This is a genomic window from Pelomonas aquatica, from assembly GCF_026712205.1.
GTDB lineage: Bacteria > Pseudomonadota > Gammaproteobacteria > Burkholderiales > Burkholderiaceae_C > Pelomonas > Pelomonas aquatica.
Genome location: NZ_JAPPUW010000009.1, coordinates 148,746 through 172,481, shown reverse-complemented (window position 1 = coordinate 172,481; position 23,736 = coordinate 148,746). Strand labels below are relative to the sequence as shown.

Genomic DNA, 23,736 nt, shown 5'->3' with positions numbered 1-23,736 from the left:
TCAGCCGAAGCGGAAGCTCGAAGCCGTCACGCCGCCCAGGAAATCCGTCTCACGGTAGCTGCAGCTTGCGGCATCGCCTTCGGCCGCGCCGGCGGCGACCATCAGCGGCAGCAGATGCTCCTCGCGCGGGTGGGCAAGGCGTGCCGCGGGCGCCTCGGCCCAGGCCTGCAGGCGCTCGGCGCGGCCGTCGACCGAGGGCAGGGCGGCCTGCAGCCAGGCGTCGAACTGGGCCGAAGGCGCACGCCCGGCCTCGTTGTAGAGCCGCAGGTTGTGGAAGCTGAAGCCGCTGCCCAGGATCAGCACGCCCTCGTCGCGTAGGGGGCTCAGCGCCCGGCCCAGGGCCAGGTGCTCGGCCGGGTCCAGGCCGCGCTTCAGCGACAGCTGCACGACCGGCACGCCGGCGTCCGGATACATCGGCACCAGCGTGCAGAAGGCGCCGTGGTCGAAGCCGCGCTGGGCGTTGCGCGCGGCCGGCAGGCCGGCGGCCTCGATCAGGCCGGCGACGCGCTCGGCCAGCGCCGGGTCGCCCGGGGCCGGGTAGACCACCTCGTAGGTGTGGGGCGGGAAGCCGCCGTAGTCGTAGAGCATGCCCGGCGCGGGCGAGGTCATCACCGTGAAGGCGGGCTCCTCCCAGTGGGCCGAGATCATCAGGATCGCCTTCGGCCGCTCGGGCAGCGTGGCCGGCAGGGCCTGCAGCGAGGCTTCCAGCTTCGCGTGGGCCTGGCGGTAGTCGCCGTCCATGAAGGGCCAGGGGCCGCCGCCGTGGGAGAGAAAGAAGGTGGGCTGTCTCATGATGGGCTCCAGATTAGGCCAGCGTCGCGCTCCCGGGGTTCAAGCCGGCCGCCGGCAGCACTCAAAGCGCCTGAATGACGCCGACGATAATCCGCGCCCCATGTCCGACCTTCGTCCCACCTCCGCCCTCGACGACTCGCGCTCGCCCGACGAGTTCTTCCGCGACGGCGGCGCGCCGGTGGACTCGCTGCTGTGGTGGCAGCTGGAGCGCCACGAGGCCCTGCTGGCCGCGCAGCGCGCGCTGTTCGGCGGCGAGGCCGCCTGGGTGCGGCTGCGCGTGTGGGTGTTCCTGGAGCTGATGGCGCTGCCGGCCGCGCGGCTGGCCCGCGACGAGCTGAACCGCCATTTCCACCATGTCCGCGACGACGCGCTGGAGACGGTGCTCAAGCGTCTGCGCGACGCCGGCCTGCTGCACTGGGACGCCTCCACGCAGACCTATGCCATCGCGCCGCTGGCGCAGTCGGTCGTCGGCATGCTGCAGCCGCTCACGGCCGATGCCGCTGGCCCCGACGACGACCTGGCCGCGCTGCTGGCCGGCGTCGCCGGTGCCCATCAACTGGGCCTGTTGGAGCCGCAGCAGCTGAACATGCTGCAGGCCCAGCTCGCGCGGCTGCGCGAGGAGTTCGCCGACGCGATGGCCAGCGGCAGCGAGTTCGAGCTGCGCCGTGCCAATGCCCGCTTCGAGCGCGCCATGGCCCTGGTGGACCGCGCCAGCGACGCCGTCAAGGCCATCATCGAGCAGGCCCAGGCCAGCGGCCACGCGCGGCTGGAGCGGCTGGCGCGCGACCTCGCCAGCGCCCAGGCCAGCCTGCTGGTCATGGCCAGCCAGTTCAACCGCGCGCTGCAGCAGGCCGACCGCCAGCGCGTGACGCTGGGCTCCACCGGCGTGACGACCACCGACCTGCGCCAGTGGCTGCAGCGCATGCCCCGGCTCGACCTGCTGCTGGGCGAGGTGCTGTCCACCGCCGTGCAGCCCGTGATGGTGGCCGCGCAGGAGCTGGTGGACGGTGCCGAGGCCGAGTTCGAGCGCGACCGCCCCAGGCCCGCCGATGCCGTCGGTCTGCCCAACCCCCAGGCCGCGCCCGACGGCCGCCTGGAGGTGCTGAGCCTGCCGCCCGAGCTGGGCGCGCTGCAGGCGCTGCTGGACGGCTGGACGGCCCAGGGCCTGGGTACCCAGCCCGTCGGACCCGCCGTGCTGGGCGGCAGCTACGCCGCCGCCGCCTATCGTGCGCAGTTGCTGCCGCTGCTGGGCGACCCGCAGGCCCGCCATCTCAAGGGCGCCACCGGCGACATGGCCCGCCAGCCCTGGCGGGTGCGCTGGAGCGCCGAGCAGGGCGAAATCGATGACCGCTTCGTGGCCTGGATGAGCCGCGGCGACCTCCTGAGCGAATCCGAATGAATGCACTCGACGATGCCGCGAGCCTCGCGGCCCAGTTGCTGGCGCGCCGCTGGCTGCCCCGCACCCATCCCCTGGTCAAGCGGGCGTTGATCGACGCGGACCTGTGGGCCGCCGTCACGGCCCGGCTGGCCGGCGTGGGCCTGAAGCTGGTGGACAACGTCTATGCCGAGCATGTCAGCGTCGCGCTGCTGCGGCCGGCCGAGAGCGCCGTGTTCGGCGAGTCGGGGCTGTCGGCCAACAACAACCTGGAGCTGCCGCGCGATGGCGTGTCGCTGCTGGTGGTGCTGTGGAGCCTCATCGTGCTGCCCAAGCGCCAGCGCCAGCTCAACCGCGCGGACGCCGCAGGCGAGCAGCAGGGCGAGATGTTCGCCGCCGACAAGCCGCTGCCGGCCGGCGCCAACGTGTCGCCGGTGCTCAGCTATCGCAGCCTGCTGGCCGACTTCGGCGACCAGCTCGGCAAGAAGACCCGCCTGGACACCAACCTCAGGCGGCTGGAGAACCACGGCTTCATCACCCGCCGTGGCGAAGACATCGCCGAAGGCCCGCTGCTGGACCTGCTGCTGGACTACGACCAGCTCGCGCCGCGCATCCTCGACGGCGCGCTGGCCGACGTGCTGGCCCGCGCGACCGACGCCACCGCCGCGCCCGCGCTGGCCGCCATCCAGGCCGCCCGCACCGAGCAAGACGCCGAAGAGACGAGCGAGGACTGATGTTCCACCTGCAAACCCTTGAACTGCTGCACTGGGACTACTGCCAGCGCGTCACGCTGCCGCTGGACGGCAACATCATCACCATCGCCGGGCCCAACGGCTCGGGCAAGACGACGCTGCTGGATGCGCTGCGCACGCTGCTGGGCCTGGAGTGCTCGGGCGGGCGCACCTTCCGCACCTATGCCCGCCACGCCAACGCCGAGACGGCCTGGCTGCGCGCGCTGGTGGACAACCGCCCGCGCAGCCGGCAGAACAGCAGCCGGCCCTTCGCCAGCTCGCTGGTCTATGCCGATCAGGTCACGCTGGCCTGCCGCATCGAGCGCCAGGGCGGCGACTGGGTGCGCCGCTACCTGATCGTCGAGGGCGCGGTCGAGATCGAGCAGCTGGCCGAGAAGAGCGAGCGCGAGTGGCTGGGCGTCGAGGCCTGGCGCAAGCGCCTGGAGGCCGCGGGCCTCACGCGCGCCATCGGCCGCGTGCTGGCGCTGGAGCAGGGCCAGACCGACCGCCTGTGCGAGCTGAGCGCCAAGGAACTGCTGCGCCTGGTCTTCGAGGTGTTCGGCGACCAGGAGGTGCTGGACCGCTACGAGCAGGCGCGCTCCCACCAGCAGCAACTGGCCAAGGAGGTGCAGGCCGCCGAAGGCGAGCTGGCGCGCACGCAGGCGCAGTTGAGCGAACTGGCCAACCGCGTCAACAGCTATCGGCAGTGGCAGCTGAAGATCGCCGAGCGCGAGCGCCTGGCCACCGAGGTGCTGCCCGTCATGCAGTGGAGCGAAACCCGTGACCGGCTGGCCCGCGAGGGCCGTGACCTGCATCGGGCACGCCTGTTTGCGGCGGGCGATGCGCGGGCGCTGTCGGCCAAGCGGGCCGGGCTGCACCAGCTGTTCGCCGAGCACGAGGCCACCAAGGCCCGCCTGATCGCGCTGGACGGCGAGAAGCGCGAGGCCCGCGCCGCCTTCGACACCGCGAGGGACGCCGAGAAGCCCGTCGAGGCGACCGTCAAGCGCGAGGACGAGCTGCGCGCTCTGGCGGACGTCGAGGCCGACGCCGCCGCGCTGGCCGCGCGCACCCAGGCGCTGGCCGCCGACCGGGACCGGCTGCGCGGCGACTACACGCGCTGGAACGACAAGCTGCTGCATGTGCAGGGGCTGCTGGCCGAGCTCAAGGACAGGCGCCTGCCGCCGCCGCCGCCCGAGGTCGCGCCGCTGCGCCGTGCGCTGGACGAGGCCGGCATCGCCCATCATGTCGTGGCCGACTGCATCGACATCGCCGACGAGCACTGGCGCGCGGCGGCCGAGGGCGTGCTGCGCGGCTCGCGCTGGGTCATCGTGCTGAGGCAGCGCAGCGACGAGGCGCGCGCCTTCGGCATCGCCGCGAAGCAGAAGTACCGGCACTACGTCGTCTCCGACGCGGCGCCGGTGCCGCCGCCGCGGCCCGGCTCGCTGCTGGCCGCGCTGAAGGTCGGTGCGCCGCTGCCGACCTGGCTGGCCCGCCAGCTCGACGGCATCCGCTGCGTGGCGAGCACCGAGGAAGGCTCGGGCACGGGTGGCGAATGGATCACGCCCGACGCCTACTACCGCGATGGCCGCGGTGGCCGCAGCGTGGCCATCCCGGCGTCGGACCACCAGTTCGGTGCCAACGCCGTGGCGTCGCGGCGCGCGTCGCTGGAGGGCGAGCTGATCCGCATCGACAAGGAGCTGACCGGCGTCGCCAAGGCCCAGGCCGAGGTCGACCGCCAGCTCAAGGACGCCCAGCGCGCCGCCCAGGGCCACAAGGCCGCCGTGGAGCTGGGCGAACGCGCCGACGAGTTCGCCGAGGCCCGCGCGCGCCTGCCCGCGCTGAAGCAGGCGCGCGCCGAGGCCAGCACGCGCATGACGACCGTGGAGGCCGAGCACGACCGGCTGCTGAAGGCCTCCGGCGTGCACGAGCAGAACTACGAGCGTGCGCAGCGGGAACTGGCCGACGGCGAGGAACGCCAGGCCCGCACCGCACGCGAGCACGGCGACCGCCGCAGGACGCTGCACACCGCGGCGCTGGCCTCGCGCGATGCCGGCGCGAAGTTCCCGCCGCGCTGGGTGACGGCCATCGCGCTGAGCGCGCTGCGCAACGAGTTCGAGAACGCCAAGCAGGCCGAGATCCGCGCCCATCACGTGGGCGAGGAGCTGGAGAAGGGCGTCTGGGAAACCGACGCCAGCGTCGTCGACCGCCACACCCGCATGGAGATGCAGGTGCGCGAGCAGGACGCCCAGCTCAGCGACCGCCGCGCCAGCAATGCGCTGGCCGCCACGGCCGCCAGCAATGCCCGCGAGCGCTACATCGACGTGCTCAAGGCCACCGTGCGCCGCTACAAGAAGAACGTCGCCGAACTGGGAGAGTTGGCCGGCGTCGTCGCCGAGGCGCAATTGCCCCATCTGGACAACGACGACACCGTGCTCGCCCAGGCCGGCCTGCAGGTCAGGTTCAACTTCGACGGCAAGGGCGAGGTGGGCCTGAACGACGGCGAGGCCTCGGGCGGCCAGCAGGTGCTGAAGAGCCTGATCCTGCTCGTCGGCCTGATGAAGGACGACGAGACGCCCGGCGGCTTCGTCTTCATCGACGAGCCCTTCGCCCACCTGGACGTGCGCAACATCCAGCTCGTCGGCCACTTCCTGCGTTCGACGCGGGCGCAGTACATGCTGACGACGCCGATCACGCACAACGTCGAGGTCTTCGAGCCCAGCGAGATCACACTGGTGACCAGCAAGAAGCCGCGCGGCGAACGCTGGGCGCCGCCCATCGCCGTGCTGGCGCGAAGGCCGGAAGTCAGTGAATACGCGTGAGCTGAGCGCCGACCGCACGCGTCGGCATCGGGCCGCGGGCGCGCCGGTCTGGCCCGCCTCGCTGCCGGCGCTGGACGTGGACGAGCGCGAGCTGCTGGTCGACTGGCTGCGTGGCAGCGCCGACACGCGCCGCTGGCAGGCGCTGCTGGAGGTGGCCGGTGCCGCACGCATCGAGCTGGCCGCCCGGCTGGCCGACAAGGCCTTGGCCGCCGGCCTTTGCACGCTGAAGGAGAGCTTCGAGCGCGGGCGCTGGCAGCGCAGCAGCCTGCTGTGGGTCGAGCTGGAAGCCTTGCAGGCCGCGCTGGGCCTGCCCACGCAAAGCCAGCGCGACGCCCGCCGCCAGGCGCTGGCGGACCGGCTGGCGGCGTTGATGGACGACGCGTTGGCAGGAGAGGCCGCGCAGGGCCTGGCCGAGTCGCGCATGGCCGTTGGCCTCGTCGAAGCGCGGGCTGCACTGCTGGAGGCGCTGCGCGGCTGGGTGGGCGAGGGCGGCGCGGGCCTGCGCCGCGATTTCGCGCTGCGTCTGGGCCATACCAAGGCCGTCAGCGAGGGCGAGTGGCAGTGGCTGGAGCGCCACTTCGACCTGCCTGCACTGGGCATAGGCGCCTTTGCGCCCGAGCTGACGCTGGCAGGCCATCTCAGCCTGCACTGGCCCGGCGGCCTGCGGGTGGACATGGGCGTGGCGCCCTTCATCACGCTGCCCGTGGAGTCGCTGGCTGCGCTGGAGCGCGTCACGCCGCCGACGCGCTGGTGGCTGATCGAGAACCGCGCCAGCTTCGAGAAGCAGGCCGCGCGCTGCGAGCAAGGCGTCGGGCTGGTCTGGATCGCAGGCCGGCCGACCCGCGGCTGGGGCGCGGGCATGACGCGGCTGCTGCAACTCGCGCCGGCGCCGGCGGCCATCAGCGCCGATGCCGACCCGGCCGGCATCGAGATCGCGTTGGCCGCGGCCGCGCCGTGGGTCGCCGCGGGCTTGCCTTGGGCCGCCACGGCGATGGAGCCCGAGCGGCTGGACCGCCGGGGCCTGCAGCCGCTGGGCCGCTACGACCGCGCCGTGCTGGACCGGCTGGCCACGGCGGCACTGCCCGCCGAACTGGCCGCTCTGCGCGATGCACTGAACGAACGCGGCGTGAAGGCCGAGCAGGAGGGCTGGCTGTGACCGAAGGCTGGGACCATCCGTCGCCCTTCACGCTGTCGCTGGCGCCCGCGGCCGAGGACATCGACGGCCTCGACCACACCAACAACGCCGTCTATGTGCGCTGGTGCGGGCAGGCCGGCTGGGCGCATTCCGAGGCGCTGGGCCTGGGCCTGGCCGACTACCGCAGCCTGGACCGCGCGATGGCCATCCGCGACGCGCATTACGACTATCTGCTGCCGTCCTTCGAGGGCGAGGCGCTGGTGCTGGGCACGTGGCTGACGGCCAGCGACGGCCGGCTGACGATGCAGCGGCGCTTCCAGCTGCGCCGCGCGGGCGACGGCGTCACGCTGATGCGTGGACGCTGGACGCTGATCTGCATCGAGATCAGCAGCGGCAAGCCGCGGCGCATGCCCCCCGAATTCCTGGCCGTCTACGAGGCCGCCATCGTCCGAGAAAATACGCCATGAACACCCGCAGCATCAAGATCCGCACGCCCGACGAGATCGCCAGGGCCCGCGAGGCCGGCCACCTGATCGCCGAGGTGCTGGCGATGCTCAAGCCGCATGTCGTGCCCGGCGTGACGACGGAGGAACTGGACGACCTCTGCCGCGACTACATCGTCGACACGCTGAAGTGCATCCCGTCCAACGTCGGCTACCACGGCTACCCGAAGACGGCCTGCATCTCGCCCAACCATGTCGTCTGCCATGGCATCCCGAGCCGGGACAAGACGCTGAAGAAGGGCGACATCGTCAACGTCGACGTGACGCTGACCAAGGGCGGCTGGTTCGGCGACAGCAGCCGCATGTTCATCGTCGGCGAGGCCAATGTGCTGGCACGCCGGCTCGTGACGACGACCTACGAGGCGCTGCGCGCCGGCATCCGCCAGGTGCGGCCGGGCGCGACGCTGGGCGACGTGGGCCACGCCATCCAGAAGGTCGCGCACGCGGCCGGCTTCAGCGTCGTGCGGGAGTACGGCGGCCACGGCATCGGCGACGTCTATCACGACGAGCCGCATGTGAATCACTTCGGGCGCCCCGGCGAGGGCCTGAAGCTGCAGCAGGGCATGATCTTCACGATCGAGCCGATGATCAACGCCGGCGGCGCCGCCATCCGCGAACTGAACGATGGCTGGACCGTCGTCACGAAGGACCGCTCGCTGTCCGCGCAGTGGGAGCACATGGTCACGGTGACCCGGGATGGCTTCGAGATCCTGACGCCCTGGCCCGACGGCCTCGGCGACTACCCCGCCATCGACTGAGCCGCGGCGGCGGCCTACTTGAACGCCTCGTTCAGCAGGTTCGCCAGCCGCACGCCGGCCTTGGCGAGGGCTTCCTTGGCGACGGGCAGGGCGCGGGCGGCGTACTGGGCGTCCAGCACTTCACCGACGCCGCCATGGTCGTCGACGAAGGTCTTCTCGCCGCTGAAGTTGTAGGCGATGGCCTTGGCCTTGGCGTTGGATTCGCCGGCCCAGTCCTCGATCGACCCGGCCGACCAGAGCGCGACGTTCTGCGCCGTGATGAGCTTGGCGACCGCCGCCGCCGCCGTGGGCACCGAGGTGCCGAGCTTCTGGACCAGCTGCGTGTCCCAGTAGGCGTGCAGATTGCCCTGCCGGGTGGACGGCGCGACCTCGACGGCGACGGCGTTGCCGCCCTTGTCGTGATGGTCGGAGGCGTGCAGCGGCTGGTGCACGTCGCCGACGAAATGCATGATGAACTTCAGCGCCAGCGTCTTCTCGGCGGTGGGTGTCGCGGGGTCGGCGAGTTCCTGCCTGAACTGCTCCAGCTTGTCGACGACGCAGGCATCGGCCGGGCCCTGGCTGGCCGGCGTGCCCGCGGGTAGCGGCGGGCGGCCGAAGCAGGCCTGGTCCAGCGTGCCGCCATCGATCTCGATGTCCACGAAATGCCACTGGTGGGTGGCCCTGTAGCGCACCTGGGTGGTGTTGCGGTCGGAGTCGCGGTATTTGTCGGCCCAGGTTGCGCGGCTGACGAAGTCGGGCTGGGTCAGGGCATCCTTGTCCTGGGCCAGCAGCGCGTCGACCGCCTTCTTGGCCTTGGGCGTCAGGCGCTGGTAGGCGAGGGTGCCGACGATCTCGTGGCCCTCGTCGCCCCAGGCGAAGGACGGGGCCGGTGCGGCGAGCGCCGTGGCGGTGAGCAGGCTGCTGGCGAGATGGGGGCGAAGGTCCATGGTGATTCTCCGAGGAAGGCGGGACACCCGTTTGCCGGGGCTGACGGGCAGTGTTGTCGCCCTTGGCTGCCGTGCAAACACCTAGTTCGGCCTGAGCGTGCCGTTCGTCAGCAAGCTTGTGGATGGCGCGCGCGAACTCTCAGGCCAGCGCGGTCATCCTCTCCACCAGCACGCAGCGCACCCATTTGCGCGCGGTGATCTGCGCCGTCTGCGTGCGCAGGAACTCCTCGGCCTCGGAGTTGGACGACTCGAACTCGAAGCCGCCGAGCTGCACCAGCTGGCTCAGCGGCCGGCTCCAGACGCGGCGCACGGCCGCGCTGAACAGCGGCACGCCGTCGTCCTCGCCGAGCAGCAGGCGCAGCTCGTAGTGCTGGGCGTCCAGCCCGGGCTCGGCCGCCGCGAGGATCTGCAGGCCGGCCTCGCTGAGGTTGACGACGACCCCGCCACGCGCGTCCGCCAACCCCTGCGGCTTGATGACCCAGACCGGCAACTGCTCGTGCTCGGTGGGCACCAGGAAGAACTCGACGCGGGGGAAGCGGCGTTGGTCGACGGACATGGCGGGGGTTTGGGATTCGTTACGGAGTCCCTATCAAACCAGTGCCGCGTGACAGTGCCTTGTCAGACGGCCAGCAGGTCCACTTCGAACAGCAGCGTCGCGTTGGGTGGGATCACGCCGCCGGCACCGTGCGCGCCATAGCCCAGCTCGGGCGGCAGCACCAGCATGCGCGTGCCGCCGACCTTCATGCCCTGCACGCCCTCGTCCCAGCCGGCGATAACCTCGCCGCCGCCCAGGCGGAAGCGGAAGGGCTGGCCGCGGTCCTTGCTGGAGTCGAACTTCTTGCCGCGCAGGCCGTCCTTGTAGAGCCAGCCGGTGTAGTGCACCGACACGCGCTGGCCCTGGGCGGCTTCGGCGCCGTCGCCGGCGACGCGGTCCTCGTACTGCAGGCCGCTGGCCGTCGTCTGCAGGTCCAGTTCGACGGGCTCGGGGCCGCCGGCCACGCCGAGCAGCTCGACCTCGAAGCACAGCGTCGCGTTCGGCGGGATGACGCCGCCGGCGCCGCGCGCGCCATAACCTAGGCCGGCCGGGATGATCAGCGTGCGCCTGCCGCCGATCTGCATGCCCTGCACGCCCTCGTCCCAGCCGCGGATGACCATGCCGGCGCCGAGCTCGAACTCGAAGGGCTCGCGGCGGTCCAGGCTGGAGTCGAACTTGGTCGTCTTCGCGCCGTCGACCCAGAGCCAGCCCGTGTAGTGCACGGTGACGTCGTGGCCGGCCTGGGCGATCTTGCCGTCGCCGACGACGCTGTCTACGAACTGCAGGCCGCTGGGCGTGGTGTTCATGGGGAAATCCTTGAGCTGTTGGAGAAAGCCGGGATTGTCGCCGCCTGCCACTGCGCCACCGTCTCCGCGAGGGGATCAGAGGTGTGCAAGTGCAAGCCCAGCCGCACGGCCGCCTCCCGCAGCCTCGCCACCGGATCGCCCAGGTCCAGCGCCGCTGCCCCGTTCTGCTTGGACAGCTTGTGCCCGTCCGCTGCCATCACCAGCGGCGTGTGCAGATAGCGCGGCGTGGGCAGGCCGAGTGCCCGTTGCAGCGCGATCTGGCGCGGCGTGTTTTCGGCGAGGTCCTCGCCGCGGACCACGTCGGTGATGCCTTGTTCGGCATCGTCCACGACGACGGCGAGCTGGTAGGCCCACAGCCCGTCGGCGCGCTTCAGCACGAAGTCGCCGACCTCGGCTTCGAGATCCTGCGACTGCGCGCTCAGGCGGCGGTCCTGCCAGCCGATGCGGCCCTGGACGCGCAGGCGCCAGGCGCGCACCGGGCGGCCGCGGGTGCCCTCGCGGCAGGTGCCGGGGTAGACCAGCTCGCCATGCTTTGCGCGTGGGCCGGCGGCGGCCGCGATCTCGGCCCGCGTGCAGGCGCAGCCATAGGCCTGGCCGCCGGCGATCAGGCGGTCCAGCGCGGCCTGGTAGAACTCGCCACGGCGCGACTGCCAGACCGGCGCCTCGTCGGGGCGCAGGCTTAAGCGCTCGAGCTGGCCGAGGATGAGCGCGTCCATGCCCGGCGGACAGCGCGGGCCGTCGACATCCTCGATGCGCACCAGCCATTGCCCGCCATGCGCGCGGGCGTCCAGCCAGCTGGCGAGCGCGGCCACCAGCGAGCCGGCATGCAGCGGGCCAGTGGGAGACGGCGCAAACCTTCCTCGATACGTCACAGTAGCAGCCCTTCATGCTGCTCCAGCAGCGCCTTGCAGGTCGTGCCGTTGCGCAGCCGCGCCAGCCACCAGGCCAGGGCCTTGCCGGGCGCCTGGCCGTTGTCGCGCCAGGCGTAGTGCATCGTGCCGGCGCGCAGGCCTTCGTAGGTGGACTTGCGCACGAGGCGGCCGGCCTCGATGTGCCGGCTCACCATGGGCGCCGGCACGGAGCCGCAGCCCAGACCGCGCAGCAGGCCCTCGACCTTGGTGGCCAGCGACGGCAGCGTCAGCACGTCCTGCCCTGGCAGCACGCCGATGGTCATGGGCTGCAGCTGGCGGGCGCTGTCGGCCACGGTGATGATGCGGTGCTCCGCGATCTGCGCGGCCGTCAGCGGCTCGGGAGCCTCGGCCAGCGGGTGGTGGGGCGCCACGCAGAAGGCGAACTCCAGCGGCCCCAGCGCCGCGGTCTGGATGGCCGGGCTGGGCGTGCGCGTCGGCACGCCGATGGCGATGTCGGCCTGGCCGCTGAGCAGGGCCTCCCAGGTGCCGGCCAGCACCTCCACGCGCAGCTTGAGCCGCGTGGGGGGCGGGCCGCCGCCTTCGAGGCGCTCGGCGTAGAAGGCCTCCATCAGGTCGAACACGGCGCGGCGGGCCAGCGCGTCGTCCACGGCCAGCGTCAGCTCGCTTTCCCAGCCGGTGGCGATGCGGCGCACGCGGTTGGCCACGGCATCCAGCTCCTGCAGCAGGCGCCGGCCCTCGACGAGCAGCTCCTGGCCGGCCGAGGTCAGCACGGCCTGGCGCGAGCTGCGGTCGAACAGCAGCACGTCCAGCGTGTCTTCCAGCTGGCGCACGGAATAGGTCAGCGCCGACGGCACGCGGCCCATCTCGCGCGCGGCGGCGGCAAAGCTGCCGGTGCGGGCGATGGTGTCCATCATGGCCAGCGCTTCCGGCGTCAGCGCGCGGCGTTTGTCTTGGGGGGAGGTCATCAGTTCAGTCTATTTGAATGGTGTGCTCAAGGCCGGCTGACTGGTCATCGAGGGGCCGGCTCCTACATTGGCTGCACCGGCGAAAAAGGAGACCACCATGCTGCAACTGATCAAGTCCTGCGACCGCGGCTATGCCGATCACGGCTGGCTGAAGTCCTTCCACAGCTTCTCCTTCGCCGACTACCACGACCCGGCCCGCATGGGATTCGGCGCGCTGCGCGTCATCAACGAGGACCGCATCGCGCCGGGCACCGGCTTCGGCACGCACGGCCACCGCGACATGGAGATCATCAGCTATGTGCTCGCCGGCGAGCTGGCGCACAAGGACAGCATGGGCAACGGCGAGAAGGGCGGCGCGAACGCCGGCGTCATCCGCCCCGGCGACGTGCAGCGCATGAGCGCCGGCAGCGGCGTGCTGCACAGCGAGTTCAACCATGCGAAGGACCAGACGACGCATTTCCTGCAGATCTGGATCCAGCCCGACGGCGCCGCGCGCGGCATCGCGCCCAGCTACGAGCAGAAGCATTTCGACGCCGCCTCCAAGCGCGGCCAGCTACGCCTGGTCGCGGCCAACGACGGCGCGCAGGGCGCGGTCAGCATCCATGCCGACGCGAAGCTCTACGCCGGCCTCTTCGACGGCGCCGAGCAGGCCGAGCTCGATCTGGACGATGGCCGCATCGCCTATGTCCACCTCGTGCGCGGCGCGCTTACCGTCAACGGGCAAGACCTGGCGGCGGGTGATGCCTTGCAAGTTCGCGAAACATCGCGCCTCGCGTTGACGGCCGGTCGTGACGCCGAAGTCCTGATCTTCGACCTGGCCGCCTGAACCTTTCGTTTTCCACCCACATGCACAGGACATCCTCCATGAGCAAGATCGTCGTTCTCTATCACTCCGGTTACGGTCACACCAAGAAGATCGCCGAGACCGTCGCCGACGCCGCGGGCGCCCGGCTGATGCCCATCGATGCCGAGGGCAATATTTCCGAGGCCGACTGGGGCGCGCTCGCCGCCGCCGACGCCATCGTCTTCGGCACGCCGACCTATATGGGCGGCCCGAGCTGGCAGTTCAAGAAGGTGGCCGACGCCAGCAGCAAGCCCTGGTATGCCCAGCTGTGGAAGGACAAGATCGCCGCCGGCTTCACGAACTCCGCCACGCTCAACGGCGACAAGCAGGGCACGATCCAGTACCTGCACACGCTGAGCCAGCAGCACGGCATGATCTGGGTCGGCATGGGCCTGAAGGCGCCCAACCACAAGGCCGCCACGCGCGGCGATGTCAACAACCTGGGCGGTTATGCCGGCCTCATCACCCAGACCCCGAGCGACGCCTCGGCCGAGGAGATGGTGCCGGGCGACCTCGCCACGGCCCGCCATTTCGGCGAGCGCATCAAGGCCGTCGCGGACCGCTGGGCCGAGGCCGCCGCCTAAACCAGCCCGATGTCGCGCGCACTGGCCGCAGGGAAGACCGTGGCCAGCTGCGCGTCGTTCAGGCCGTACATGCGTCTGAGCAGGCCGCCGAACAGCGCCCGGTATTCGTTGAGCACCGGCCAGTCGCGGTTCTGGAACAGCGTGGACGCGTTGACGGCGACCTGCTCGCCGGCAATGCGCCCGCCCTTCACGCCGCCGCCCAGCACCCAGTAGGCGCTGCCGTGGCCGTGGTCGGTGCCGCGGTTGCCGTTCTCGCGGAAGGTGCGGCCGAACTCGCTGACCACCACCACCACGGTGTTGTTCCACTGCGCGCCCATCTCGTCGGCGAACAACGCCAGCCCCTTGCCCAGTTCCCCGAGCTTGGTGGCCAACTGGCCCGTTGCCCCGCCTTCGCCGACATGGGTGTCCCAGCCGCCCACGTCGATGAAGCCCAGCGTCACGCGGTCGCGCATCAGCCGCGCGACGCGGCGCGCCTCCAGCGCGAAGCCCTTGGCCGCGATGGCGTTGCGGCTGGCGGCCTCCATCTCGCCGGCCTCGCCGGACATCGCGCGGCTGACCTCGTCGCGCACCTCGAAGCCGCCGCTGACCGTGCCGGCCAGCCGGGTTCCGGCGTACATGCCGGCGATGGTCTGGGCCTGGCTCGCGCTGATGGCCGGCTTGCCCAGGTCGCGCAGCGCCTGGTTGGCCACCGGCAGGCTGCCGCGCAGGATCAGCGGCACCTGGTCGGTGAAGGCCATGGCCTCGAACCTGGAACCGGCCGCGGCGCCCGCGCCCAGCACGCCGGCCAGGCGGTTCATGAAGCCGCTGCGGAAGTCCCGCGCGGCGTTGTCGGGCTGGCCGAGCTCGATGTGGTCCTGGGTCTCGAAGTGGCTGCGCGTCGTGTCGTGGGTGCCGGCAAAGGGCACGAAGCTGGCCTGGCCCTTGAGCCACAGCGGGTGGATGCTGTCGGCCAGCGCCGGCGCCAGGCCCCAGTTGCCGTCCAGCGGCAGGGCCGCGGCCTTGGCGATGGCGATATTGGGTCGGGCCTCGTAGTAGAAGCTGGACGACACGGGCACCAGCAGGTTGGCCGCGTCGTAGGCGCCGCGCAGGAAGACGACGAGCAGGCGCGGCGCGTCGGGCGACGGCGCGGCCCAGAGTTGCGTCGGCAGGGCGGCCGTGCCGAGGCCGGCGAGGCCGAGCTGAAGCAGGTTGCGGCGTTTCATGGGGGTCACCTGTTCATGAAGTCGGGGGAGGCGAGCAGGAAGGTGTTCCATTCCTGCGGCGAGGTGGCCTGGCCCAAGGCCTGCTGCGTGGCGGCGGCCAGGCGCGGCGCGATGCCCTCGTAGTACAGCGGGTTGGCCAGCTGCGGGAAGGCGGGGCGGTCCTGCTTCTCGCCGTCGAGCTTGAACAGGCCGGCGCTGCCGCTGCCGATGGCGCGGGCGATCTCGAAGCGCGTCGTCATCTGGCCCGGGCCGGCCCAGGCGTTCTGGTCCAGCGGATAGCCGTCCGGCGTCTGGCGGTTGTAGGGCGCCTGGCCGAGGCGGTAGAGCCAGCCGATCATCGGGCCGGTGTTCAGCACCACCTTGTCCGCATAGGCCAGCCGCACGGCGGAGACGACGTAGTGGGTCGGGTCCTTGAACTTGTGGCCCAGCGAGGCCTCGAACTCGGGCGACGCGATCATCGTGCGCATCACCTCGGCGATGCGGCCGTCGGTCTGCTGCCAGCGCGCGGCCATGCGCTCCACCAGGGCCGGCGGCGGTTCGTCGGCAACGAAATACTGGGCCAGCTGGCGCGACACGAAGCGCGCCGTGCTGGGGTGGCGGGCCAGCAGGTCCAGCACCTGATCCAGCTCGGCCAGGCCGCGGCCCTTCACGGTGGTGCCGAGCAGCTGCTTGTCGCCGAAGTCGTGGCGCGCGGGGTTGAACTCCATCAGCCCGTCGCGGCGGTATTGCGCCTCAAACGCGGGCTTGAGCTTCGGGCGGTTGTCGCCCAGGTTCACGCCCAGGCCGGTCAGCACGCGGGCCAGCTCCTGCACGTCGCGCTGGCTGTAGCCGCCGCCTATGCCGAGCGTGTGCAGCTCCAGCAGCTCGCGGGCGTAGTTCTCGTTGATGTGGCCGGCCGCGTTCTGCTCGTTGTCGAGGTAGCGCAGCATGGCCGGGTGGTGGGTCGTGTAGCCCAGCAGGTCGCGGAAGCGCCCCAGCGAGCGCTCGCGCAGGCCCTGCTCGTAGTCGCCCACCATGACGCGCAGATTAGCCTTGTACTGGTGGACGTTGAAGTGGTTGAACCAGAACCAGGTCAGCTGCTCCTGCACCTGGTTGGGCGAGTAGAGCGCGTTCAGCAGTGCCCGGGCCGAGGCCTCGCGGGCCAGCTGGCCGAGGTGCTGCTGATAGTCCTTCTGCGCGGCGGCCTTGGCGGTGTCGTCGGCCGTCGCGTCGGCGGCCCTGCGCTGGGCCTCCAGGGCCTGCACCAGCGGCGCCAGCGCCTGCTGGCCGACGCCCAGGGCCTGGATCTGCGCCTGCGCGGCGTCGGGCAGCGCGGCCGGCGTGTGCGGGGCGAGCTGGGCATCCAGCCAGGCGGCGCGGCCGCGGGTGCGCACGGCGGCCAGGTCGGCGCTGCTGGCGCCCCAGCTCAGTCGGTCCAGCCAGAGGGTGTCCTGCGCGGCGCTGTGCGTGGCCGGCGCGGCCGGCTGCGGCGGCGCATTGGCGCAGCCGGCCAGCAGCAGGGCGGCGCCGGACAGCAGGAATGGGGACAGGGCTTTCATGGCGGGCGGGCCTTTCGCGCGGGTCGAGCGCCAACGGCCGGCGGCCGTTTCGCGTTGACCGGCGCGCAGGCTAGCAAAGCGCGTCGTGCCGATGTTTCCGTTGTTTGCTGGCGAGGTGATATTTCGCGGATGCGCCGGAAATCCTTGGCCTCGACATTGAGCCGGCCAGGGCTGCGGGTTTGCAGCGGCGGCTTGCTGTCATCGCAGCCGGAAGGTAATGTCCCGGCATGCGAAGTGGGCGTCGGATCATGCACAGGCTGGCCGTGCTGGCGCTGGCCGGTGCCGCGCTGGCCGGCCAGCGTGCCGAGGCCGGCTGTTCGCGCGTCATCGACGTGCCGGTCTCGCCGGCGGGCCGGCTCGTCTTCGTCGAGGCCGAGCAGATCCTGGGCGTGCTGCCCGAGCTGCTGCGCGAGCGCGGAGCGCTGGCGGGCTGCGAATTCCGCTTCAGCGTGGTGCCGCGGGCGCGCGCCGAGCGCACGGTGTTCGACGCGCAGTCCGGCGACCTCTATCTGCCGGCCATCCGCAAGCCCTCGCGCGACCGCTCCCACCTCTTCGTGCCGCTGAGCCACCAGGGGCTGGCCGTCGCGACGCTGCGCACGCACGCGCACGTGCCGGCCGACCTGGAGCGGCTGCTGGCCGACAAGAACCTGCGCGGCGTCTTCGTGCGCGGCTACTACTTCGGCCCGGCCTACGGGGACTTCATCGACCAGTTGCTGGCCGACCGGCGGGCCGACATCGTGCCCGACATCGAGGCATTGGGCCGCATGCTGCGCGCAGGCCGCGCCGATTTCACGCTGCTGCCCCATGTGACGGGTCAGGGGGCTCTGGACCTGGCGCCGCGCCAGCCGCTGGCCCAGACGGCCTTTCGCATCGAGCTGCTGCAGGCCGTGCCGCTGATGGAGAACGGCGTCTATCTGTCCAGGCGCAATCTGGATGCCGCCGACCTGGCGCTGCTGACGCAGATGTTCGAGCAGGCCGTCGCGGAAGGCGCGCTGCGGCGCGCCTTCCTGCGCCACTACCCGGCGGAACTGGTCGAGCAGTTGCGCTTCTGAGCGCCCCCGGTCAGGCCGCCCGGGACCAGGCCAGCACCGGCTCCGCCGCGCCCTCTGCCGCCTGGTGGCGGGCCGCGTCGACCACCTCGCGGCGCAGCGGCGACGCGAAGGTCTGGATGAAGGCGTAGACGTAGTCGCGCAGGAAGGCGCTGCGGCGCACGGCCAGCCGCGTCATGTTGTCCTCGAACAGGTGGCGGGCATCGATGGCGCGCAGCTGGCGGTCGCGTTCCTCGTCGAAGGCGATGGCCGCGACGATGCCCACGCCCAGGCCCAGCTCCACATAGGTCTTGATGACGTCGGCGTCCATCGCGCTGAGCACGATATGGGGCGTGAGCCGCGCGGCGGCGAAGGCCTCGTCGATATGCGAGCGGCCGGTGTAGCCGGGCTCGTAGGTGACGATGGGGAACTGCGCCAGCCGGGCCAGCGTCAGCGGCTCGCCGCTGGTGGACAGCGGGTGGTCGGGCGGCACGACGACCGCATGCGTCCAGCGGTAGCAGGGCAGGGCGACCAGTTCCGGGTACTGGGCCAGCGCTTCGGTGGCGATGCCCACATCGGCCTCGCCCTCCAGCAGCAGCTTGGCGATCTGCTGCGGCGAACCCTGCTGCAGGTGCAGGCTCACGTCCGGGTGATGGGCGCGGAAGTCGCGCACCGCGTGCGGCAGCGCATAGCGGGCCTGGCTGTGCGTGGCGGCGATGCGCAGGCGGCCGCTGCCGGCGCTGGCGAAGTCGTCGGCAGCGCGCTTCAGGTTCTCGGCCTCCACCAACAGGCGCTCGATGACGGGCAGCACCTGCTCGCCGGGCTCGGTCAGGCCGGTGAGGCGCTTGCCGACGCGCACGAAGAGCTCGATGCCCAGTTCCTCCTCCAGCTCGCGGATCTGGCGACTGACGCCGGGCTGCGAGGTGTGCAGGGCCTGGGCCACCTCGGTCAGGTTGAAGCCGCGGCGCCGGGCCTCGCGGACGGAGCGGAGTTGCTGGAAGTTCATGCGCGGCGATTCTGCGAATGGCGCCGCCGTTTGTCGTCGAAGCATTTGCCATATCGATATGCGTTGCAGCGTGGACGCTGGCGGCTTCAAGGCGATGCCGGGTTAGGGCCTGTTCACCCGACGGCAGTAGGTCGCGAAGGCCATCCGCCAGGGGCCAATCAAGGCGCAGCGCGCCGCCCGCACTTGCGTGCGGGCAAGCGGTGCAACGCGGAGTGGCCCCTGGCGGATGGCCTTCCCTGCGGGTTGCGGTCAGTAAGCCCGCGCGCGGCGTTGCGAAGCCTCGCTTGGGGCCTACCCAAGCTTCGTTTCGCGCCTTGCTCGCGGGCTTTCTGGCCACAACGCGGCCTGCTGCCGTCGGGTGAACAGGCCCTAGACAGCGAACGCCCATTCGCGGAACTCCGCATGCCGGGGCCGCTGCTCGGCCGCCGCGCGTGCGCGGGCCGCTTCGACCCAGCTTTTGGCGATCGGGAAGGGGCCGAATCCGGCCTCGGCGTTGATGTGGCCGACGGCGCCGAGGTTGCTGTAGCTGGCGCCCCAGCGATGGGCCCAGCGGGCGGCGCTGGCGGCGCTCATCCACGGGTCGTTCATGCTGGCGAGCAGGCGCGAGCGGCGCGGCAGGCGCTGGTGGGGCAGGGACTCGGCGACGCCGAACTTGTCGGGCTCGGCCGGCGCGACGAAAAGGGCCTCGCGGATGGCGGAGTCGGGGTGGTCGGCCAGGTGGCGGGCCAGGGCCAGGCAGCCGAAGCTGTGCGCGACGGCCAGCCACTCGCCATCGCCCGCCACTTCCAGCGTGCGCCGGATGCGCTCGGCCCAGCGCTCCAGCTCGGGCTTGGCGGGGTCGCGCTGCGTGACGCGGCGGGCGTCGCGGTACTGGCCCTGCAGCCAGGTCTGCCAGTGCGCCGGGCCGCTGTCGTGCAGGCCCGGGATGATGAGGATGCGCGGCGGCCGGTAGCTCATGGCGGCGGCTCCGTCACAGCGTCGCGATCGACACTTCGGTGGACTTGACGAGGGCGACGACCTCGCGGCCGACCTCCAGGCCGAGGTCCTTGACCGAACGCGTCGTGATGACCGACGTGACGACGTCGCCGCTGCGCGTGACGACGTCGACCTCGGAAACGACCGGTCCTTCGATGATGTCCTTGACGGTGCCGCGGAACTGGTTGCGGACGTTGATGGCGGTGATGCTCATGGCAGGCTCCAGGTGAGTGACGTGGAGCCAGTGTGCGCAGCCCGCCCGCAGCGCGGAAGGAAGCAAATCTCAGCAGCGCATGCGTGCGCTGAATATCAGCGCTGCCGGAGCTTGGCCTTGGCGTTGTGGCCGGGCCGCAGCAGGGCCTGGCAGTCGACGGGGTTGGGCCGGCAGCGCCCCGCTTGCCGAGCCTAGGCGAGCGTGCCGCGGCCTGCCGGCCGGCCTCATCAGTGTTGATGAGGCCGCTGGCTACGCGAGTTAGGGGTCAGATGCCTGCGCCGGCCTCGAACAGGCTGAGCCGCGCGGCGCTGAGCTTCACGCGCTGGCCGCCCTGCAGGCGCAGCGCGTCGGCCTGGTCGCGCGTCAGCTCGGCCTCCAGCGGCTGGCCGTCGGGGCCGATCAGCTCGACGCGGGCGCTGGCGCCGAAGGCCAGCACGCGTTCGACGGTGGCCGCGAGGCCGGGTGCGGCGGCGTCTGTCGAGATCTGCAGCTCGTGCGGCCGGGCATAGGCCTGCACCTCGCCGCCGTCATGCGCGCCGTCGTGCGGCAGCTGGTGCTCGCCGATGTGCAGAACGCCGCCGTGGGCGCGGCCGACGAAGCGGTTGGCCGCGCCGAGGAAGCCGTAGACGAAGGGCGTGGCCGGGCGCTCGTAGACCTCTTGCGGCGTGCCGACCTGCTCGACCTTGCCGTGGTCCATCAGCACGATGCGGTCGGCCACCTCCAGCGCCTCGTCCTGGTCGTGGGTGACGAAGATGCTGGTGATGTGCAGCTCGTCGTGCAGCCGGCGCAGCCAGCGGCGCAGCTCCTTGCGGACCTTGGCGTCCAGCGCGCCGAAGGGCTCGTCCAGCAGCAGCACGCGCGGCTCGACGGCCAGCGCGCGGGCCAGCGCGATGCGCTGGCGCTGGCCGCCGCTGAGCTGGGGCGGGTAGCGGTCGGCCAGCCAGTCCAGCTGCACGAGCTGCAGCAGCTCGGTGACGCGTTTCTTGATCTCGGCCTCGCTGGGGCGCTGCTTGCGCGGCTTCACGCGCAGGCCGAAGGCGACGTTGTCGAACACCGTCATGTGGCGGAACAGCGCGTAGTGCTGGAACACGAAGCCGACCTGGCGCTCGCGCACATGGGTGTCGGAGGCGTCCCGGCCGTCCAGCAGCACGCGCCCCGCGTCGGCTTGTTCGAGGCCCGCGATGATGCGCAGCAGCGTGGTCTTGCCGCAGCCCGAGGGGCCGAGCAGGGCGACCAGCTCGCCAGTCGGGAAGTCCAGCGACACGTCGCCCAGCGCGGTGAAACCGCCAAAGCTCTTGTGGATGTTTTCGACCTTGATGCCCATCACTGGCTCCTGGCGGCTTGCCATTCGACGAATTGCTTGAGCACCAGCGTCACCAGCGCCAGCAGCGCGAGGATGGACGCCACCGCGAAGGCCGCGGCAAACTGGTACTCGTTGTAGAGGATCTCGACCTGCAGCGGCAGCGTGTTGGTCAGCCCGCGCACATGGCCCGACACGACGGACACCGCGCCGAACTCGCCCATGGCACGCGCATTGCACAGGATGACGCCGTAGAGCAGGCCCCACTTGATGTTGGGCAGCGTGACATGGCGGAAGGTCTGCCAGCCGCCGGCGCCGAGCACGGTGGCGGCCTCTTCCTCGTCGCGCCCTTGCGCCTGCATCAGCGGGATCAGCTCGCGGGCGATGAAGGGGAAGGTCACGAAGACGGTGGCCAGCACGATGCCGGGCACGGCGAAGACGATCTTCAGGTCGTGTTCCTGCAGCCAGGGGCCGAGCCAGCCCTGGGCGCCGAACAGCAGCACATACATCAGGCCGGCGACGACCGGCGACACCGAGAAGGGCAGGTCGATGAAGGTGACGAGCAGCTGCTTGCCGCGGAAATCGTGCTTGGCGATGGCCCAGGCCGCGCTGACACCGAAGACGAGGTTGAAGGGCACGGCGAAGGCCGCGGCCAGCAGCGTGAGCTTCAGGGCCGACAGCGTCTCCTCGTCGGCCAGCGACGCGAAGTAGACCTCCCAGCCCTTGCGCAGCGCCTCGGTGAAAACGGCGACCAGCGGCAGCAGCAGGAAGAGGCCGAAGAAGCCCAGGCCCAGCGCGAGCAGCAGCCAGCGCACGGCGCGGGTTTCGCGCGTGGCGGGGTTGGCCTGGTAGTCGGGGCGGCTGCCGCGGGAGACGGTCAGTGCGGTGCTCATCGGGACTCCCGCCGGGCCGCCCCAAGGGAGGCCAGCCCTCTCGGGGGGCAGAGAGCGAAGCGAACGTGGGGGCTCATCGGGAACCTCGCTTGGAACTCCAGGCCTGCAGCAGGTTGATGGCCAGCAGCAGCACGAAGCTGAAGACCAGCATGACGACGGCGATGGCCGTCGCGCCGACGTAGTCGTACTGCTCCAGCTTGGAGATGATCATCAGCGGCGTGATCTCGCTGACCAGCGGGATGTTGCCGGCGATGAAGATGACCGAGCCGTACTCGCCCACGGCGCGCGCGAAGGCCAGCGCGAAGCCGGTCAGCAGGGCCGGCAGCAGCGTCGGCAGCACGACGAAGCGGAAGGTCGTCCAGCGCTGGGCGCCGAGGGACGCGGCGGCTTCCTCCAGTTCGGTCTCCATGTCTTCCAGCACCGGCTGCACGGTGCGCACGATGAAGGGCAGCCCGATGAAGATCAGCGCCAGCAGCACGCCCAGCGGCGTGAAGGCGATCTTGATGTCATGGGGTGCGAACAGCGAACCCACCCAGCCGTTGGGCGCGTACAGCGCCGTCAGCGCGATGCCGGCGACGGCCGTGGGCAGCGCGAAGGGCAGGTCGATCAGCGCGTCCACCAGCTTGCGGCCGGGGAAGTCATAGCGCACCAGGCACCAGGCCAGGATGAGGCCGAACACGAGGTTGATGCCCGCAGCCAGCAGCGAGGCGCCGAAGCTGAGCTGGTAGGACGCGACCACGCGCGGCGACGTGGCCGCGGCCCAGAAGGCGTCGAAGCCATGGCCGGCGGACTTGATGAACACCGCCGCCAGCGGGATCAGCACCAGCAGCGACAGATAGAACAGCGTGAAGCCCAGCGTGGGGGCAAAGCCCGGCAGGACTCTTTTTCGAGCAAAGGTCAACGCTTGATTCCCGTGACGATCTGGTCGTAGATGCCACCGTCGGCGAAATGCGTCTTGCCGACCTTGGCCCAGCCGCCCAACTGGTCGATGCCGAAGAGCTTGATGTCGGCGAAGCGGGCCGCGTGTTTCTTGAACACGGCCGGGTCGCGCGGGCGGAAGTTGTTCTTCGCGATGATCTCCTGGGCCTCAGGCGCCCAGTGGAAGTCGAGGTAGGCCTTGGCCAGCGCGGCGGTGCCGTGCTTGCCGGCGACCTTGTCGACCAGGGCCACGGGCGCCTCGGTCTCGATGGAGATGCCGGGGTTGACCTGCTCGAACTGGCCCTTGCCGAACTCGTTCTCGATCAGCTCCACCTCGGCCTCGAAGGTGACGAGCACGTCGCCGATGCCGCGCTGCGTGAATGTCGTGGTGGCGCCGCGGCCGCCGCCGTCCAGCACCGGCACGTTGGCGAAGATCCTGGCCACGCGTTCGCGGGCCTGGGCCTCGCTGCCGCCGGTGGCGATGACGCTGCCCCAGGCGGCCAGATAGCCGTAGCGGCCGTTGCCGGTGACCTTGGGGTTGGGGATGATGACTTGCACGCCGGGGCGGGCCAGGTCGCTCCAGTCCTTGATGCCCTTGGGGTTGCCCTTGCGCACGAGGAACAGCATGGTCGACGAATAGGGCGCCGCGCCGTTCGGGAAGCGGCTGCGCCAGTCGGCGGCGGTGAGGCCGGCGCTGGCGAGCTGGTCCACGTCGGTGGCCTGGTTCATCGTCACGACGTCGGCCTCCAGGCCGCCGATGACGGCGCCGATCTGCTTGCTGGAGCCGCCGTGGCTCTGGTTGACCGTGACGGCCTGGCCCTTGGCCTTCTGCGCGGCGACGAAGGCCGGGTTGAGCTGCTTGTAGAGCTCGCGTGCCACGTCGTAGGAGACGTTGAGCAGCGCCGGGTCTGCGGCCAGGGCCGGCAGCGTGGTGGCCGACGCGATCAGCGCCAGCAGGGCGCGGCGGCGAGGCAGGGAGAAGGGCATGGCGGGGCCGTCGGAGGAACGAAAGCCGCG

At 71.2% G+C, this 23,736-nt stretch carries 24 protein-coding genes and 1 pseudogene; 9 read left to right on the top strand and 16 right to left on the bottom strand.

Going from position 1 to position 23,736, the window contains the following annotated elements; genetic code table 11:
* The gene (locus NYP07_RS11865) at window positions 1-792 is read right to left on the bottom strand and encodes a DODA-type extradiol aromatic ring-opening family dioxygenase (protein ID WP_268150642.1); all 792 of its coding nucleotides are present in this window, start codon (window positions 790-792) and stop codon (window positions 1-3) included.
* Between the two features lie 100 nt (window positions 793-892).
* On the opposite strand from NYP07_RS11865, the gene NYP07_RS11860 reads away from it, so the two are divergent.
* From NYP07_RS11860 to map, 6 genes are read left to right on the top strand one after another with little or no spacing between them, the layout of a single operon-like run.
* Window positions 893-2,191, top strand: a complete 1,299-nt coding sequence (locus tag NYP07_RS11860; RefSeq protein WP_268150640.1) for a hypothetical protein — start codon at window positions 893-895, stop codon at window positions 2,189-2,191.
* Window positions 2,188-2,901, top strand: coding sequence for a DUF4194 domain-containing protein (locus NYP07_RS11855; RefSeq protein WP_268150638.1), 714 nt, complete (start codon window positions 2,188-2,190; stop codon window positions 2,899-2,901). The genes NYP07_RS11860 and NYP07_RS11855 overlap by 4 nt, the downstream gene beginning before the upstream one ends.
* Window positions 2,901-5,717 carry an AAA family ATPase gene (locus tag NYP07_RS11850; protein ID WP_268150636.1) on the top strand — a complete coding sequence of 939 codons (2,817 nt, stop codon included), beginning with the start codon at window positions 2,901-2,903 and terminating at the stop codon, window positions 5,715-5,717. Before NYP07_RS11855 ends, NYP07_RS11850 begins: the two co-directional genes overlap by 1 nt.
* Window positions 5,704-6,873 (top strand): hypothetical protein, encoded by a 1,170-nt coding sequence (locus tag NYP07_RS11845; protein ID WP_268150634.1) that lies wholly within the window; start codon window positions 5,704-5,706, stop codon window positions 6,871-6,873. Before NYP07_RS11850 ends, NYP07_RS11845 begins: the two co-directional genes overlap by 14 nt.
* Window positions 6,870-7,319 (top strand): acyl-CoA thioesterase, encoded by a 450-nt coding sequence (locus tag NYP07_RS11840; protein ID WP_268150633.1) that lies wholly within the window; start codon window positions 6,870-6,872, stop codon window positions 7,317-7,319. The genes NYP07_RS11845 and NYP07_RS11840 overlap by 4 nt, the downstream gene beginning before the upstream one ends.
* Entirely contained in the window at window positions 7,316-8,113 is a 798-nt protein-coding gene (gene map, locus NYP07_RS11835; RefSeq protein WP_268150631.1) for a type I methionyl aminopeptidase, read from the top strand. The genes NYP07_RS11840 and map overlap by 4 nt, the downstream gene beginning before the upstream one ends.
* Window positions 8,114-8,127: 14 nt before the next feature.
* Here map and NYP07_RS11830 read toward each other — a convergent pair whose 3' ends face one another.
* From NYP07_RS11830 to NYP07_RS11805, 6 genes and pseudogenes are all read right to left on the bottom strand, one after another.
* Window positions 8,128-9,039 carry a S1/P1 nuclease gene (locus NYP07_RS11830; protein WP_268150629.1) on the bottom strand — a complete coding sequence of 304 codons (912 nt, stop codon included), beginning with the start codon at window positions 9,037-9,039 and terminating at the stop codon, window positions 8,128-8,130.
* A 139-nt stretch (window positions 9,040-9,178) separates the two neighbouring features.
* The gene (locus NYP07_RS11825) at window positions 9,179-9,595 is read right to left on the bottom strand and encodes a PilZ domain-containing protein (RefSeq protein WP_268150627.1); all 417 of its coding nucleotides are present in this window, start codon (window positions 9,593-9,595) and stop codon (window positions 9,179-9,181) included.
* A 62-nt stretch (window positions 9,596-9,657) separates the two neighbouring features.
* Window positions 9,658-10,011 (bottom strand): FKBP-type peptidyl-prolyl cis-trans isomerase, encoded by a 354-nt coding sequence (locus tag NYP07_RS11820; RefSeq protein WP_268150759.1) that lies wholly within the window; start codon window positions 10,009-10,011, stop codon window positions 9,658-9,660.
* A gap of 24 nt (window positions 10,012-10,035) precedes the next feature.
* Window positions 10,036-10,380, bottom strand: a pseudogene (locus NYP07_RS11815) (FKBP-type peptidyl-prolyl cis-trans isomerase); the annotation flags it as partial.
* A complete protein-coding gene (gluQRS, locus tag NYP07_RS11810) occupies window positions 10,377-11,252 on the bottom strand; it encodes a tRNA glutamyl-Q(34) synthetase GluQRS (RefSeq protein ID WP_268150625.1) in 876 nt (291 codons plus the stop codon). The gene gluQRS and the pseudogene NYP07_RS11815, both read right to left, overlap by 4 nt.
* A complete protein-coding gene (locus NYP07_RS11805; RefSeq protein WP_268150623.1) occupies window positions 11,249-12,217 on the bottom strand; it encodes a LysR family transcriptional regulator in 969 nt (322 codons plus the stop codon). The genes gluQRS and NYP07_RS11805 overlap by 4 nt, the downstream gene beginning before the upstream one ends.
* A 97-nt stretch (window positions 12,218-12,314) precedes the next feature.
* Here NYP07_RS11805 and NYP07_RS11800 point away from each other — a divergent pair, with 97 nt between their 5' ends.
* Together NYP07_RS11800 and NYP07_RS11795 are read left to right on the top strand one after the other, a co-directional pair.
* A complete protein-coding gene (locus NYP07_RS11800; protein ID WP_268150622.1) occupies window positions 12,315-13,043 on the top strand; it encodes a pirin family protein in 729 nt (242 codons plus the stop codon).
* A gap of 38 nt (window positions 13,044-13,081) precedes the next feature.
* Window positions 13,082-13,645, top strand: a complete 564-nt coding sequence (locus NYP07_RS11795; RefSeq protein WP_268150620.1) for a flavodoxin family protein — start codon at window positions 13,082-13,084, stop codon at window positions 13,643-13,645.
* Here the strand turns inward: NYP07_RS11795 and NYP07_RS11790 are convergent.
* Window positions 13,642-14,847 (bottom strand): DUF1501 domain-containing protein, encoded by a 1,206-nt coding sequence (locus NYP07_RS11790; protein ID WP_268150618.1) that lies wholly within the window; start codon window positions 14,845-14,847, stop codon window positions 13,642-13,644. The genes NYP07_RS11795 and NYP07_RS11790 overlap by 4 nt on opposite strands.
* Window positions 14,848-14,852: 5 nt before the next feature.
* Window positions 14,853-16,385 carry a DUF1800 domain-containing protein gene (locus tag NYP07_RS11785; RefSeq protein WP_268150616.1) on the bottom strand — a complete coding sequence of 511 codons (1,533 nt, stop codon included), beginning with the start codon at window positions 16,383-16,385 and terminating at the stop codon, window positions 14,853-14,855.
* 248 nt (window positions 16,386-16,633) lie between these two features.
* Between NYP07_RS11785 and NYP07_RS11780 the strand changes: the two genes are divergently transcribed.
* On the top strand, window positions 16,634-17,437 hold the full coding sequence (locus NYP07_RS11780; RefSeq protein WP_268150614.1) for a hypothetical protein: 804 nt from the start codon (window positions 16,634-16,636) through the stop codon (window positions 17,435-17,437).
* 10 nt (window positions 17,438-17,447) lie between these two features.
* Here NYP07_RS11780 and NYP07_RS11775 read toward each other — a convergent pair whose 3' ends face one another.
* The 7 genes from NYP07_RS11775 to NYP07_RS11745 form a co-directional block, all read right to left on the bottom strand.
* Window positions 17,448-18,419 carry a CysB family HTH-type transcriptional regulator gene (locus NYP07_RS11775; RefSeq protein WP_268150612.1) on the bottom strand — a complete coding sequence of 324 codons (972 nt, stop codon included), beginning with the start codon at window positions 18,417-18,419 and terminating at the stop codon, window positions 17,448-17,450.
* A 369-nt stretch (window positions 18,420-18,788) separates the two neighbouring features.
* Window positions 18,789-19,376: an RBBP9/YdeN family alpha/beta hydrolase gene (locus NYP07_RS11770; protein ID WP_268150610.1), complete on the bottom strand. Its 588-nt coding sequence runs from the start codon at window positions 19,374-19,376 to the stop codon at window positions 18,789-18,791.
* A 13-nt stretch (window positions 19,377-19,389) separates the two neighbouring features.
* Window positions 19,390-19,608, bottom strand: coding sequence for a TOBE domain-containing protein (locus NYP07_RS11765; protein ID WP_268150608.1), 219 nt, complete (start codon window positions 19,606-19,608; stop codon window positions 19,390-19,392).
* A gap of 265 nt (window positions 19,609-19,873) precedes the next feature.
* Window positions 19,874-20,932, bottom strand: a complete 1,059-nt coding sequence (locus tag NYP07_RS11760; protein WP_268150606.1) for a sulfate/molybdate ABC transporter ATP-binding protein — start codon at window positions 20,930-20,932, stop codon at window positions 19,874-19,876.
* Entirely contained in the window at window positions 20,932-21,801 is an 870-nt protein-coding gene (gene cysW / locus NYP07_RS11755; RefSeq protein WP_268150604.1) for a sulfate ABC transporter permease subunit CysW, read from the bottom strand. The genes NYP07_RS11760 and cysW overlap by 1 nt, the downstream gene beginning before the upstream one ends.
* Window positions 21,802-21,874: 73 nt before the next feature.
* Complete coding sequence (gene cysT / locus NYP07_RS11750; protein ID WP_268150602.1) at window positions 21,875-22,702, bottom strand: sulfate ABC transporter permease subunit CysT; 828 nt, start codon at window positions 22,700-22,702, stop codon at window positions 21,875-21,877.
* On the bottom strand, window positions 22,699-23,706 hold the full coding sequence (locus NYP07_RS11745) for a sulfate ABC transporter substrate-binding protein (protein ID WP_268150600.1): 1,008 nt from the start codon (window positions 23,704-23,706) through the stop codon (window positions 22,699-22,701). The genes cysT and NYP07_RS11745 overlap by 4 nt, the downstream gene beginning before the upstream one ends.
* Window positions 23,707-23,736 lie beyond the last annotated feature (30 nt).

Bases quoted from the DNA above. Each gene is read 5' to 3' on its own strand.
- NYP07_RS11865 (WP_268150642.1), bottom strand. From the start codon at position 792: ATGAGACAGCCCACCTTCTTTCTCTCCCACGGCGGCGGCCCCTGGCCC.
- NYP07_RS11775 (WP_268150612.1), bottom strand. From the start codon at position 18,419: ATGAACTTCCAGCAACTCCGCTCCGTCCGCGAGGCCCGGCGCCGCGGC.
- NYP07_RS11795 (WP_268150620.1), top strand. From the start codon at position 13,082: ATGAGCAAGATCGTCGTTCTCTATCACTCCGGTTACGGTCACACCAAG.
- NYP07_RS11855 (WP_268150638.1), top strand. From the start codon at position 2,188: ATGAATGCACTCGACGATGCCGCGAGCCTCGCGGCCCAGTTGCTGGCG.
- NYP07_RS11860 (WP_268150640.1), top strand. From the start codon at position 893: ATGTCCGACCTTCGTCCCACCTCCGCCCTCGACGACTCGCGCTCGCCC.
- NYP07_RS11790 (WP_268150618.1), bottom strand. From the start codon at position 14,847: ATGAAACGCCGCAACCTGCTTCAGCTCGGCCTCGCCGGCCTCGGCACG.
- NYP07_RS11765 (WP_268150608.1), bottom strand. From the start codon at position 19,608: ATGAGCATCACCGCCATCAACGTCCGCAACCAGTTCCGCGGCACCGTC.
- NYP07_RS11745 (WP_268150600.1), bottom strand. From the start codon at position 23,706: ATGCCCTTCTCCCTGCCTCGCCGCCGCGCCCTGCTGGCGCTGATCGCG.
- NYP07_RS11780 (WP_268150614.1), top strand. From the start codon at position 16,634: ATGCACAGGCTGGCCGTGCTGGCGCTGGCCGGTGCCGCGCTGGCCGGC.
- NYP07_RS11760 (WP_268150606.1), bottom strand. From the start codon at position 20,932: ATGGGCATCAAGGTCGAAAACATCCACAAGAGCTTTGGCGGTTTCACC.
- NYP07_RS11785 (WP_268150616.1), bottom strand. From the start codon at position 16,385: ATGAAAGCCCTGTCCCCATTCCTGCTGTCCGGCGCCGCCCTGCTGCTG.
- NYP07_RS11830 (WP_268150629.1), bottom strand. From the start codon at position 9,039: ATGGACCTTCGCCCCCATCTCGCCAGCAGCCTGCTCACCGCCACGGCG.
- NYP07_RS11800 (WP_268150622.1), top strand. From the start codon at position 12,315: ATGCTGCAACTGATCAAGTCCTGCGACCGCGGCTATGCCGATCACGGC.
- NYP07_RS11825 (WP_268150627.1), bottom strand. From the start codon at position 9,595: ATGTCCGTCGACCAACGCCGCTTCCCCCGCGTCGAGTTCTTCCTGGTG.
- NYP07_RS11850 (WP_268150636.1), top strand. From the start codon at position 2,901: ATGTTCCACCTGCAAACCCTTGAACTGCTGCACTGGGACTACTGCCAG.
- cysW (WP_268150604.1), bottom strand. From the start codon at position 21,801: ATGAGCACCGCACTGACCGTCTCCCGCGGCAGCCGCCCCGACTACCAG.
- NYP07_RS11770 (WP_268150610.1), bottom strand. From the start codon at position 19,376: ATGAGCTACCGGCCGCCGCGCATCCTCATCATCCCGGGCCTGCACGAC.
- map (WP_268150631.1), top strand. From the start codon at position 7,316: ATGAACACCCGCAGCATCAAGATCCGCACGCCCGACGAGATCGCCAGG.
- NYP07_RS11805 (WP_268150623.1), bottom strand. From the start codon at position 12,217: ATGACCTCCCCCCAAGACAAACGCCGCGCGCTGACGCCGGAAGCGCTG.